12 protein-coding genes are annotated in these 13,086 nt (G+C 60.9%); 10 read left to right on the top strand and 2 right to left on the bottom strand.

The window, feature by feature from the left end:
- The gene (recA, locus tag Q1L59_RS03785) at nucleotides 1-1,017 is read right to left on the bottom strand and encodes a recombinase RecA (RefSeq protein ID WP_300328238.1); all 1,017 of its coding nucleotides are present in this window, start codon (nucleotides 1,015-1,017) and stop codon (nucleotides 1-3) included.
- 320 nt (nucleotides 1,018-1,337) lie between these two features.
- Between recA and Q1L59_RS03780 the strand changes: the two genes are divergently transcribed.
- From Q1L59_RS03780 to Q1L59_RS03735, 10 genes are all read left to right on the top strand, one after another.
- Nucleotides 1,338-2,111, top strand: a complete 774-nt coding sequence (locus Q1L59_RS03780; protein ID WP_300328500.1) for an ABC transporter substrate-binding protein — start codon at nucleotides 1,338-1,340, stop codon at nucleotides 2,109-2,111.
- Nucleotides 2,108-4,051, top strand: a complete 1,944-nt coding sequence (locus Q1L59_RS03775) for a diguanylate cyclase (protein WP_300328235.1) — start codon at nucleotides 2,108-2,110, stop codon at nucleotides 4,049-4,051. Before Q1L59_RS03780 ends, Q1L59_RS03775 begins: the two co-directional genes overlap by 4 nt.
- 216 nt (nucleotides 4,052-4,267) lie before the next feature.
- Nucleotides 4,268-5,125: a caspase family protein gene (locus Q1L59_RS03770; protein ID WP_300328232.1), complete on the top strand. Its 858-nt coding sequence runs from the start codon at nucleotides 4,268-4,270 to the stop codon at nucleotides 5,123-5,125.
- Between the two features lie 175 nt (nucleotides 5,126-5,300).
- Entirely contained in the window at nucleotides 5,301-6,686 is a 1,386-nt protein-coding gene (eno, locus tag Q1L59_RS03765; protein WP_300328230.1) for a phosphopyruvate hydratase, read from the top strand.
- Nucleotides 6,687-6,900: 214 nt separating this feature from the next.
- Nucleotides 6,901-7,248, top strand: a complete 348-nt coding sequence (locus Q1L59_RS03760) for a metalloregulator ArsR/SmtB family transcription factor (RefSeq protein WP_300328228.1) — start codon at nucleotides 6,901-6,903, stop codon at nucleotides 7,246-7,248.
- Between the two features lie 191 nt (nucleotides 7,249-7,439).
- A complete protein-coding gene (gene rplM, locus Q1L59_RS03755) occupies nucleotides 7,440-7,868 on the top strand; it encodes a 50S ribosomal protein L13 (RefSeq protein ID WP_300328225.1) in 429 nt (142 codons plus the stop codon).
- Nucleotides 7,869-7,877: 9 nt separating this feature from the next.
- On the top strand, nucleotides 7,878-8,270 hold the full coding sequence (rpsI, locus tag Q1L59_RS03750; RefSeq protein WP_300328223.1) for a 30S ribosomal protein S9: 393 nt from the start codon (nucleotides 7,878-7,880) through the stop codon (nucleotides 8,268-8,270).
- A gap of 97 nt (nucleotides 8,271-8,367) precedes the next feature.
- Complete coding sequence (gene argC / locus Q1L59_RS03745; RefSeq protein ID WP_300328220.1) at nucleotides 8,368-9,396, top strand: N-acetyl-gamma-glutamyl-phosphate reductase; 1,029 nt, start codon at nucleotides 8,368-8,370, stop codon at nucleotides 9,394-9,396.
- A 202-nt stretch (nucleotides 9,397-9,598) separates the two neighbouring features.
- Complete coding sequence (erpA, locus tag Q1L59_RS03740; RefSeq protein ID WP_300328218.1) at nucleotides 9,599-9,949, top strand: iron-sulfur cluster insertion protein ErpA; 351 nt, start codon at nucleotides 9,599-9,601, stop codon at nucleotides 9,947-9,949.
- 108 nt (nucleotides 9,950-10,057) lie between these two features.
- On the top strand, nucleotides 10,058-10,657 hold the full coding sequence (locus Q1L59_RS03735; protein WP_300328216.1) for a DUF3299 domain-containing protein: 600 nt from the start codon (nucleotides 10,058-10,060) through the stop codon (nucleotides 10,655-10,657).
- Nucleotides 10,658-10,721: 64 nt separating this feature from the next.
- On the opposite strand, the gene Q1L59_RS03730 is transcribed toward Q1L59_RS03735, so the two are convergent.
- Complete coding sequence (locus tag Q1L59_RS03730) at nucleotides 10,722-12,653, bottom strand: alpha-amylase family glycosyl hydrolase (protein ID WP_300328214.1); 1,932 nt, start codon at nucleotides 12,651-12,653, stop codon at nucleotides 10,722-10,724.
- Between the last annotated feature and the right edge of the window lie 433 nt (nucleotides 12,654-13,086).

The following is a 13,086-nucleotide window of genomic DNA, read 5'->3' as shown; positions in this document are numbered from 1 at the left end:
TCAGGCCGTCGGCGCTGCCGAGGGCGCCGGCACCTTCACCGCGGCGCGAATTCGCGCTTCGATTTCCTGGGCAATCTGTGGCTTGCCTTTCAGGTATTCGCGCGCGTTGTCCTTGCCCTGGCCGATCTTCTCGCCATTGTAAGCGTACCAGGAGCCCGATTTGTCGATCAGCTTGTGCTGCACGCCAAGTTCGACGATCTCGCCTTCGCGCGAGGTTCCTTCGCCGTAGAGAATGTCGAAGATCGCCTCGCGAAACGGGGGGGCGACTTTGTTCTTGACCACCTTGACGCGGGTTTCGCTACCGATGACTTCGTCACCCTTCTTGATGCTGCCGATGCGTCGAATGTCCAGACGAACCGAGGCGTAGAACTTCAAGGCGTTGCCGCCGGTCGTGGTTTCCGGGCTGCCGAACATGACGCCAATCTTCATCCGAATCTGATTGATGAATACGACTAGCGTGTTCGTACGGTTGATGTTGGCAGTCAGCTTGCGCAACGCCTGGCTCATCAGGCGGGCTTGCAGGCCGGGTAGCGAATCGCCCATCTCGCCTTCGATCTCCGCTTTCGGTACGAGCGCGGCGACCGAATCGATGACGACAACGTCGACGCTTGCCGAGCGGACCAGCATGTCAGCGATTTCCAGTGCCTGTTCGCCGGTATCCGGCTGCGAGATGAGAAGTTCGTCCAGGTTTACCCCGAGCTTCTGCGCGTATGCCGGATCCAAAGCATGCTCGGCGTCGATGAACGCCGCCGTTCCGCCGAGCTTCTGCATCTCGGCAATCACCTGCAAGGTTAATGTGGTCTTGCCTGACGATTCCGGCCCGTAGATCTCGACCACGCGTCCGCGCGGCAAACCACCGATGCCAAGCGCAATGTCGAGTCCGAGCGAACCGGTAGACACGACCGGCACATCGTTCACCACGCTGCCTTCGCCCATTTTCATGATCGAGCCCTTGCCGAACTGCTTTTCGATCTGAGCCAACGCTGCGGCCAGCGCTTTCGCCTTGTTGTCTTCCATTTCCTGTCCTCTTGTTGGATGGGCGCGAATTATCCCATTTTCGGCGATACTGCAGACGAGCGCCCAGAAATCACCGAGAACTGAGATTATATACACATTGCGGCGAGGGCGCGCGACCTTTGCGGCCAGCGTAGCGATTGCCCTACAATTCGCCCCCGAGAACGGCGAACGACGTTGGCCGCTCGGGGTGCCCATCGCTTGCCGGCGCGCTGACCGGCAGCCGCGCTTTACCGCGCGGCCGGAAGTTCGCAGGAAAGCCATTGGCCCGTTCCCAGGAGGTTCCGATGCGTGCTCTCAGACTGCTCATGTTGCTCATGACAATGGTTGCCAGCAGCATACTGCCTGACCGCGTGCTGCTCGCCCAGCCAGCCGCCAGCCGCCTTGAGCGGATCAAGGCAGCCGGACGCATGCGCGTCTGCATCTGGCCCGATTACTACAGCATTACCTATCGCAACCCGAAAACCCAGATTCTCGCTGGCATCGACATCGATCTGGCTGGCGAGTTGGGCAAGGAACTTGGCGTAAGCGTCGAGTTCGTCGATAGCTCGTTTGCTCGCTTGATCGATGATGTCGTCAAGGAGCATTGTGATGTCGCCATGTTCGCTGTCGGCATCACGCCGTCACGCGCAGCATACTTGCGCTTCACGAGTCCGTATCTGGCGAGTGACATTTACGCCATCACCAGTCGGACAAACCGACGGATCACCGACTGGCAGCAGATTGATCAGGCCGGTTCGATTGTCGCAGTGGCGAAAGGCACCTTGCACGAGCAGGTAATGAAGGGCAAGCTCAGGTTGGCGCAGCTTGTCGTACTCGATACGCCGTTTGCGCGGGAGCAGGAGGTGCAGTCGGGGCGAGCCGACGTCTTCATGACCGACTATCCGTACAGTCAGCGTTTCCTGGCGAGCGCCGAGTGGGCGCGCCTGATTGCGCCGCCGGCGACCTATCATGTGACATCTTATGCCTACGCGGTGAAGCCCGGAGACGATCCCTGGCACACCCGGCTGGAACGTTTCGTTGCCGACATCAAGCGCGACGGACGCCTGCTGGCGGCCGCGCGGCGACACAAGCTCGAAGCCATTGTGGCGCAATGAGCCCCCGTACGTGGCAGCTGCGGCGAGCGTATCTGCTCGCCCTGGCGCTCTTGGTCGGTGGGATGAGCGCATTGGCCGCGTTCACGCTCGTCCGCCTGCGCAGCGATGCAATCGCCAACGGTTTGAGCATGTCGGCGATGCATTCGCGCGGTTTCGAAGATCTTCTGACGCAAAGCCTGCACCTGATTGACCTGGTGGCGGTGAGCACGCTGGCCAGCGCACCGAAGGCAGCGCAGCGTCGCGAGCTCGCCGGCCGCCTGGTGACTACGCTGCAACACGCGCCTTTCGTACGTTCGCTGTCGCTTCTCGATGACGACGGCCGTATTGCGGTCAGTTCGAATCTGGGCAACATCGGTCTGCGTGTGGCAACACAGAACTACTTGCCCGTATCCAGCCGCGAGATCGGCAGTCTGCGCGTTGGAGCACCCTGGGCCGGGCGCGACTTCGCCGATGGTCGCCCGTCGACCCCCGATCACCCGGTTGCCGTCGCTGAAGCGTATTTCGTTCCGGTGATGCGCAGCGTCGAACTTGGTGGCAGGAAGGCGGCGACGGTGCTCGTCGCGTTGAACCCGGACCACTTCGTCGGCCACGTCCTGCAGAAGCTGCAACACGAGGAAGGATGGGTCGAGGTCTTGCGTTACGACGGAACGTTGCTCATGCACAGCAATCCCGGTGGGCAACCGGGAATGGCCAACGACCGAATGCTCGCCACCCTGCGCTTGGAAGAGAGGGAGTTCGGCCAGTTCGTCAGCGAACCTGGGGAAGCACCAGGCTTGCTGACCACCTTCCGCGCTTCGCGCCTTTACCCCTTTATCGTTCTCACACATCTTGACCGCGAGCACGTTCTGCAGCCCTGGCGGAGCAGCGCACAATCCTTGTTGGGCGTGCTTGTCCCGGCCTTATTGGTGATCACGCTGCTCGCCCTGGCCTACTATCGCCGGCAGTTGCAGTTGGCCGAGGAGCGTGCTCAGTCGGAGCGCCTGCAGCGGATCAACGCGGCAAGCGTATTCACCAACGCGCGCGAAGGAATCATGATCACTTCCGCCGAGGCGACAATCATCGACGTGAACGAAGCGTTCGCCGCCATGACGGGTTTCTCGCGCGAGGAGTCCATCGGCCGCAATCCGCGCTTTCTCTCTTCCGGTCGACAAGGCGTAGAGTTCTACAGCGCGATGTGGCGGGAGTTGCTCGAACGCGGGCAGTGGTGCGGCGAGATCTGGAATCGTCGCAGGGATGGGCGGCCGTTCGCAGCGCGGCTGACGATCAGTGCGGTACGCGACGAGCAGGGCATCACGCGGCAGTATGTGGGCATGTTCTCGGACATTACCGGCTTGAAGGAGTATGAACAGGAGCTTGAAATCCGCGCTCACTACGACGCGCTGACCGGTCTGCCGAACCGCAATTTGCTCGGCGATCGTCTGCACCAGGCAATGAGTCAGGTGCTTCGGCGCGGCGAGGGGCTGACGGTGGCTTTCGTCGACCTCGACGGGTTCAAGGCGATCAACGACAATCACGGCCACGAGATCGGCGACCAATTGTTGGTCGCACTGGCCACGCGCATGAAGAGCACCTTACGCGAAGGTGATACCTTGGCCCGTCTGGGCGGCGACGAATTCGTTGCGGTTCTCCTTGATTTGCCCGACGTGGCTGCCAGCGCTCCCATTCTCGACCGCCTGATACTCGCCAGCGCGCAGCCGGTACAGGTCGATGGGCTGCGTCTGCAGATATCAGCCAGCGTCGGCGCGACGTTCTACCCGCAGGACGACGAGGTTGACGGCGACCAATTGTTGCGCCAGGCCGACCAGGCCATGTACCAGGCAAAGCTGGCCGGTAAGCACCGTTTCAGCGTTTTCTCCGGGCAGTCTGGTCACGCGCTGCGCGAGGCTGGTGAGCAGCCTCCGGCGACCCGGCAGACGCTGCCCGCAGGCGCGCCAAAGTGAACGAATGATTCGCCGCTGACGGCTGATCACGCGCCGCGGCAAGCGCGACGAGCGCGCGGTGTGCGGCCTCGCGCGATGCTTTTGCCCGAGCCAGCTTCGCTTTTCTGGATCAGCGGTGCCCATTGCGACGGCCTGATGATCGCCGCATAATGCATGGACGATGGATGCCGCACCATCGCTGATTTTTTTTCTTGCGGCCCTGGAAGGAGACAGAATATGGCTAACAAGAAGGCACTGTTCGTAGGCATCAACAAGTTTGCCAACTATCCGCAGTTTGCACTCAATGGCTGCGTCAATGATGCCAAGGACATGGCAGCGCTATACAAGGATCTGCTCGGTTTCAAGGCAACCGAAATGAGCACCCTGACCGATTCTCAGGCCACCAAGGCGAACATCATGGATAGGCTCAACGCGATGGTTGCCGAGGCCAAGGCGGGCAAGCTCAACTATCTGGTCTTCAGCCTTTCTTCGCACGGGACGCAGATGAACGACACAAGTGGCGATGAGCCCGACGGCAAGGACGAAGCTTTCGTTCCGTACGATATCGCCGAGAAAGCCGGCGCCTGGAACCCGGCGCATATCATCAGCGACGACGAGCTGCACGACCTTTTCGTCCAGTTGCCGGCCAACGTCCTGCTCGAGGTCTATCTCGATACCTGCCACAGCGGCAGCGGACTGCGCGGTGCAGAGTTCGGTTTGCACGCGCCTCGCCCGCGCTACGTGGCGCCACCCGACCACGAGTTCACCAAGAAGAGCGCCAAGATGCGTGGGTTCACGCTCGGTGCGGGCGGCAAGAAGGGCGCGGCAAGCGCCGAAAAGGCGGCTGTTGCCGGCGCCAATCATGTCTTGTGGACCGGCTGTAAAGCCAATGAAACGAGTGCGGATGCCTATTTCAACGGACGTTACAACGGGGCCTTCACCTACTACCTGGTCAAGGTCATGCGCGAGACGCAAAACAAGCTGTCGCGCAAGCAGGTCATCAGCAAGATGCGGGCACAGATGAAGAGTGGCTTCAGCCAGAATCCGCAACTCGAAGGCAACGCGACAAACCGCACCCAGGCGATCATCTACTGATCGATCTGGTCAGAGCAGCAGGAAGACGGGCTTCAGCAGGAGCCCTTTTTTTTGCCCTCAGAAATGCTTGCTTTCCCTGCCCGCAAACATTGCACCGGCTCATCCGAATTCGGTATGATCGGTCTGAGACCTTACCGCCGACGTTTTCTCCAAACCACTCCCACGGAGCCCCATCATGGCAAAACCCGAGAAAGTCAAGAAGTCGCAAAAGGCAGCAACAACAGAGGACGCAGCGCCCGCTGCGCCGGCCGAATTCGTCGCGATCACCAAGGTGGTCGGTCGGCAGATCCTCGATTCGCGTGGTAATCCGACGGTTGAAGTCGATATCTTGCTTGACAACGGCTACATGGCCCGCGCGGCCGTTCCGTCAGGCGCCTCCACCGGCGAGTTCGAGGCTTGCGAACTGCGCGACGGTGACAAGAAGACTTACTTGGGCAAGGGTGTTCTGAAGGCTGTCGAAGCGGTCAATACCAAGATTGCCAAACTGCTCAAGGGTAAGAATCCGCTTGACCAACGTGCCCTCGACGAAGCGATGATTGCGCTCGACGGCACCCCGAACAAATCCGCCCTGGGCGCCAACGCCATCCTCGGCGCGTCGATGGCGATCACGATGGCGGGCGCCAACGTCAGCAAGATGCCGCTCTGGAAGTACATCGGCAAGATCCACCAGAATCGCAATTTCTCGCTGCCGACGCCGATGGCGAACATCATCAACGGCGGCAAGCACGCGGACAACCTGATCGACTTCCAGGAGTTCATGATCATGCCGGTTGGCGCAGCGTCCTTCTCCGAGGGTCTGCGCTGGATCACCGAGGTGTTCCACGCGCTGAAAGCAATCCTCAAGAAGGGCGGACATGTCACGGCGGTGGGCGACGAAGGCGGTTTTGCCCCCAATCTGACCAACGACGAGTCGCTCGATGTTGTCATGCAGGCGATCGCTGCCGCCGGTTACAAGCCGGGCAAACAGATTGCCATTGCGCTCGACTGCGCGTCATCCGAACTCTTCGACGAGGGTGGCCGGAAGGGCTACAAGTTCTGGAAGTCGAATCCCGACAAGCTCTTCACCGACGACGATATGATTGCCAAGTACACCGAATGGTGCGCCAAGTACCCGATCGTCTCGATTGAGGATGGTCTTGACCAGAGCGATTGGGAAGGCTACGTGAAGCTTACCAAGGCGCTCGGTGCGAAGGTGCAGATCGTCGGCGACGACTTCTTCGTAACCAACCCGACGCGCCTGAAGCAGGGTATCGAGATGAAGGCAGCAAACGCCATTCTGATCAAGGTCAATCAGATCGGCACGGTGACCGAAACCCTCGACGCGATCAAGATGGCGCAGAAGGCGGGCTATGGCGTGATCTCGTCGCACCGCTCCGGGGAAACCGAGGACTCGTTCATTGCCGATCTGGCGGTTGGCACCGGCGCTGGGCAAATCAAGACCGGCTCGCTCTCGCGTACCGATCGGATTTGCAAATACAATCAGCTGCTGAGGATCGAAGAGCAACTGGGCAAGAAAGCCGTATATAAGGGGCTGAAATCGATCAAGGGCGCCGGCTTCTAGGCCCCTGGGCCCACTTTCCGCGGCAAGGTGGCAAAAGAGGCGCTGCTCGCGCAGTGCCTCTGTGTTGACCAGGATACGGAGCGGCGCAAGCGCTGCCTTGCTGCCGCAACCTGCGTGTTTCCTCCGTTGCGCGCATCCAGCGAAAGTCCGTGTAATCCGCTTTGATGACTTGAAACGCTTTGCAGCTTGGCGCTATTTCGGTATTGTTGGAAGGATGAACAAGACCGATGCCGTGACTGCCCTGGCTGCGCTGGCGCAAGACAGTCGTCTAGCCATCTTTCGCCTGCTTGTGCAACATGCTCCCGCTGGCCTGACCGTCGGGCTCATCGGCGAACAGCTCGAGCTGCCGGCACCAACGCTCTCGTTTCATCTGAAGACGCTGACGCACGCGGGACTGGTCAGTACCGTCCAGGAAGGACGCTTCGTTCGCTGTCATGCCGAAATGGCGCGAATCAACGCACTCGTCGGCTTCCTCACCGACAACTGCTGCGGCGGACGCCCGGAAATCTGCCAACCGCGCAACGCCGGCTCAGCAGCCCTGCCGCTCGGTCGATCGAGCTGAGCATGTGCGCACGCTCCCGCCATGGACCAACCCACCGGAAGCGCTGCAACAATGCCGCGGACGACCGGTCACCGCCGTCCGCAAGGCAGTCGCGGGCCAGTTTTCGGCGACGCGAGGATTGACATGGATTGCCCCGATCCAATATCATGCTGGGCTTTCCGTGATCAGGCCATAAAAGGACAGCGTTTCCAATGAAGACTTTCTCTGCCAAGCCGCACGAGGTTCAGCGCGAGTGGCTCGTGGTCGATGCCACGGACAAGGTGCTGGGTCGTCTGGCGAGCGAAATCGCTCGCCGCCTGCGTGGTAAGCACAAGCCCGAGTTCACGCCGCATGTCGACACCGGCGACTACATCGTCGTCACCAATGTCGAACGTCTGCGCGTAACGGGTAACAAGGCACAAGACAAGAAATACTACCGCCACTCGGGATATCCGGGAGGAATCTACGAAAGCAACTTCACCAAGATGCAACAGCGTTTTCCGGCCCGTATTCTTGAGCTTGCAGTCAAGGGTATGCTGCCGAAAGGCCCGTTGGGCTACGCCATGCTCAAGAAGTTGAAATGCTATGCCGGCAGCGCGCATCCGCACGCTGCGCAGCAGCCGAAAGTTCTGGAACTCTAAGGGATCACCATGGCTGACAATTTCTTCTATGGCACGGGCAGACGCAAGAGTGCCGTCGCCCGCGTCTTCATGAAGCGCGGCAGTGGCAACTTCGTCGTCAATGGCAAGCCAGTCGATGAATTCTTCACGCGCGTTACCGGGCGAATGGTGGTCCGCCAGCCCCTGCAACTGCTCGACCAGTTGAACACCTTCGACATCATGGTCAACGTCGGCGGTGGCGGCGAGTCCGGCCAAGCCGGCGCAGTGCGCCACGGTATCACGCGAGCGCTGATCGAGTACGATGCGGCGCTCAAACCCGCGCTCTCAAAGGCGGGTTTCGTGACGCGTGATGCACGCGAAGTCGAGCGCAAGAAAGTCGGTTTCCACAAGGCACGTCGGCGCAAGCAGTTCTCGAAGCGCTGAGCGCGGCCTTTCTGCGCCATGCAAGGGCCGCCTGCGGGCGGCTCTTGCGTTTCCTGGGTGGGCAGATCAGCAATTCTGGCATACGCGAAGGGATGATATGATCAAGGTCGGAATCGTCGGTGGCACCGGCTACACCGGGGTCGAGCTCCTGCGTTTGCTGGCGCAGCATCCGGAAGCACAGATTGCCGTCATCACTTCGCGGGCAGACGCGGGAACGCCGGTTGCCAGCATGTTCCCGAGCTTGCGGCGGCGCGTCAGACTGAAGTTCGAGGATCCCCGGAACGCCAACCTGCGTGTGTGCGATGTGGTCTTTTTCGCCACGCCGAACGGGGTCGCGATGGAGCAGGCGCCCGCCCTGCTTGCCTCCGGTGTGCGCGTCATCGATCTGGCGGCAGACTTTCGGCTCAAGGATGTCGCTGAATGGGAGCACTGGTACGGCCAGCCGCACGCCAGTCCGCAGTGGGTCGAGCAGGCGGTTTATGGACTCCCCGAGTGCAATCGCTCGGCGATTCGCAATGCGCTTTTGGTCGCCAACCCCGGCTGCTACCCGACAGCCGTGCAGCTCGGCCTGATGCCGTTGCTGGAAGCTGGGCTGGTTGACTCCGACAGTCTGATCGCCGACGCCAAATCGGGCGTCTCCGGAGCCGGGCGAAAAGCGGAGGTTCACACACTGTTCTCGGAAGCCGCCGATAACTTCAAGGCGTACGCGGTGCCCGGCCACCGGCACCTGCCCGAGATTCGGCAGGGCTTGGCGAGTATGGCGGGCCAGCCGGTCGGTCTCACCTTCGTCCCGCATCTGACCCCGATGATTCGTGGCATTCACGCGACGCTTTACGCACGTATTCGCCACACGGCCGACGTTCAGGAACTTTACGAGAAGCGCTACGCTGACGAGCCGTTCATCGATGTCATGCCGGCGGGTTCGCATCCGGACACGCGCTCGGTGCGCGCTGCCAATGTCTGTCGGATTGCAGTACACCAGCCACAGCAGGGAAACGTGCTGGTCGTTCTCGCAGTAATCGATAACCTCGTCAAGGGCGCTGCTGGGCAGGCGATACAGAACATGAACATCATGTTCGGCTTGCGCGAAACCGAGGGTCTGTGGCAGGCTGCCGTACTGCCGTGAGCGGTTTGCTGCGGGCCGACGCGTGACGATGAGAGCCGCGTGCTCTGCGTGCTGGAACTCCCCTCGCGGCCATGGGTCAGATGGGGTGAATCGGCAGTGACAAACTGTTGGCGAACACGCTTCTTGCCTCGAACCAGGCTGCTTCGAGCCGAGTTGGTGTTATCGACTACTCAACTTCAGCAAGTTGCAGGAGGGTTACGCAATGAATGTAGCAAATGAAATTCCCATGCCGTTCGTCTTCACCGATAGTGCGGCCAACAAGGTAAAGGAACTGATCGAGGAGGAAGGCAATCCCGATCTCAAGCTGCGCGTTTTCGTCACCGGAGGAGGATGTTCTGGCTTTCAGTACGGCTTTACCTTCGACGAAGTCGCTAGCGAGGACGACACTGCGTTGCAGAAGAACGGTGTCACCCTGCTCATCGATCCGATGAGTTACCAGTATCTGGTTGGCGCTGAAATCGACTACACCGAAGGCATCGAGGGCTCACAGTTTGTTATCAAGAACCCGAACGCGTCGTCGACCTGCGGCTGCGGATCGTCGTTCTCAGTCTAGACGGCGCGCTACGCGGATTCGCCGCTGGTGCGCGGTAAGCGGAGTGGCGCAAGCCCTCGGTTTCAGGTCTACGCGTCTCTGATCGATCCTCCCGTCCAGGGCTTACCGATGTCCGTATTGCGCATCGCCGCCACACTGCTCGTACTCGCGCTGGCGCCACTGCTCACGCACGCCGAAAGCAAGGAAGCGGCCGGCGCGAGGTACCGCGTCGGCGAGCGTCTGGCGAGCGATAAAGCGACTGCGACGAGTTTCCGTCAGATCGAATGGGAGGATCTCACGCCGAAGGGTTGGGACCCGATGGCGGCTTTCAAGGGAATCGACTTGGCACGTCTGCAGGATAGCGACCCGAAGGCGATGGAAGCGCTCGACCGGATGAAGTCGGCCTGGAATCAGGCACCGGTCAATTCTTCGCTTGATGGGCAGAAAGTGCGTATCGCCGGCTTTGTCGTGCCGCTCGAGCGAAAAGGCGAACAGGTCGTCGAGTTCCTCCTCGTTCCCTACTTCGGCGCCTGCATTCATGTGCCACCGCCGCCGGCCAACCAGATCATTCACGTGTTTGCCGACAAACCGGTCGACGGAATGCGGACGATGGACGCCATGTGGGTGAGCGGCAGGCTCAAGGTGCATCGGGCCGATACGGGCATGGGCGTTGCGGGCTACCAGATGCGTAGCGAGCTGCTGGCGCCTTACACTCGCCCGAAGACCTGAACCAGCTACTGGCGGGCGACGAAACAGCAAGCCGGATGCGGCGGCTGGCGCGCCTGTCTGTCTTTCAGAACGTCTCGAAGACACGCACCGCGAAGGCCGGCAGAGCAAGTGCGACGCGTCCGGCAGCGGAGCGCTGCCAGCCGGCCGCGTCGGTCGCCGCGCGGCCACGCTCGACGCAGCCACCGACCCACGGCCAGGGGATTTCATAGACGGGAAAGTCCTGTCCACCGCAGTTGGCGACCACTACGACTTGGCCGCCCGACCCCGGCGTCTTGCCAGCCGTGCGGCAGTAGACAAAGACCCGCGTTCCGTCGTTGTCGTCTATCGTCGGGTGAAAATGCAGGAATTCGACCTCATTGCGCTGCAAAGCCGGGTGACCGCCGCGCAGCCAGAAGAGGTCCGAGACGGCGGCGGCCGTCTGGCGATGCCCGGTGTGTTCGCGCCGGTTCCAGTCGACCGGGTCGGACATTTTGAGTTGCCAGTCGTAATGGTTCGTATCATGAATGTCGGCGAACTCCTCGCCGGCCAGCAACATCGGCACACCGACCGAGGTCGTGAGTAGTGCGTAGGCGCTGCGCACGCGCGCCAGTGCGTTCCGATACAGGTTGCGCACCAATTCGGGAACCGGCGCCGAGTTGCGCTGCAAGCTTTCCGCAATCTCGCGGACCTGCGCGAAGCCGCCGTCGCCCAGGCCATGGTAGAGCAGCAGCGAGGACAGGACGTGGTTCATGAACCGGCGCTCGCCGTCTTTCTCGACGTCGTGCGAAGTGACGTAGATGATCGACTGCGCCAGATCGCCGAATCCGCCGTCGAAACGCTTCGACCAGTCGTCCCAGCGTCGCTGACCAGAAATCATCCCGGCGATGCGCTCGCGCCGTGCCGGCTGGCCATAGGTCGTATGCATCTCGTTGAGGAGCAAGCGACGAAGCTCATCACGATAGCTGAAATTCCAGATTGCATCGACCACCTTACGACCGCCAGGATTTGCCTGGTCGTCCCGCACCGCTACCGTGCGTGACCAGGAATCCTCGGCAATGACGATGAATGGCCTTTCCGGGAAAACGCTGGAAAAGGTTTCCCAGGCGTTATCACGAAATTCCTGAATGAAATCCCAGTTGTTGATTCCTTTGAATTCATCAATGCGGAAACCATCGACATGGTATTCCTCGATCCAGAAGCTCGCCATGTCGAAATGGAACAGGCGTGCCCAGTGCTGCCCGTCGACACGGTCACGGTAGCGGAACATCGTTCCACCGTAGTCCTCCCCACGCTCGCCAGACTCACCGTCGTTCTTCGTGATGAAATAGCGCTGGCCGGCGAGTCGGGCGAGCGGGCAATCGCGTGCGTGATTCATGACAACATCGAGAATGACGCGGATACCCCGTTGATGGCAACGCTTGATGAACAACTTCAGATCGACCGGTGCGCCCATGTCGAAATCCGGCGCGAAGAAGAAGCGCGTCCCGTAGCCCCAGTTCAGCGTGTCTGGCGAATCCTGGATCGGCAACAGCTCGATGCAATTGATGCCCGACTTTGCCAGGCGATCAAGATGCTCAAAGATAGCCTTGTCGAATGTCCCCAGGCCCACTTGGCGCGAGAGGTCGCCATCCATCCAGCGCAACGGCATCTCGTAGATGACCATCCGGTTGTTCGCTGGCAGCGTCACATCGGCCGGCAGCTCGTCGCTCCAGTCGAACTCGGGCCACGCCTCCTCGCCGTCAACCACGTGCAGCACGCCGCGATAGCCACCAAAACGAGTAATCTCGCGCGCAAAGGGATCGGCGATCGGTGAGGACGTGTCGCCGTCGACGATGAACTCGTACTCGTAGGTCCCATCATCGAGGCCGAGCATGTCAACGTCAAGTTCCCAGAAACCGCCGGGGCTGACGGCCAGTGGCCAAGTCATCCAGCGCTCGCCAAAGCGGTCCCGGTCGAGAACGTTGGCCAGCCGGACTTCAACCAGCTGGGCTGCGGGTGCGGGGATCCTCATGCTCATCGTGCTCCTCGATCCAGACTACGACATGTCGTCGGCAGAGGAAAAGCGACCCCAGCCGACTCGAGAGCGAGCTTGCGGCATCTATCGACCTTTTCCAAATAAGAAATTTTTATCTTGGCGCAGTCTAACGGGGCTTGTCAGGACGACCGACCCGAAGCCGCCGGGGTCTCCTTCCTGGTCGAGCAAGGGGCAGAGTGGCAGCGGACTGTGACTACGACGACGCCAGGCAGACGGTCGTCGCGTCGGAGAGAATGGAGACGATGGCGGCACGACGACTGCGGGGCGGCGTACAGCATGACCGGCAGCCAGGGGTGCAATTGGAAGTGCGACTGTGGGTTAGGCCGCCTGCTGACCTCTGGACTGCCAATAGCTGTCCCACTCCTGGTTGGCACGGCAGACACGCAGGGCCAGCATGTGCTCGGCGTTTTTCAGT

This window comes from Accumulibacter sp. (assembly GCF_029255125.1).
Classification (GTDB): domain Bacteria; phylum Pseudomonadota; class Gammaproteobacteria; order Burkholderiales; family Rhodocyclaceae; genus Accumulibacter.
This window is presented reverse-complemented; position numbering and strand designations above follow the sequence as displayed.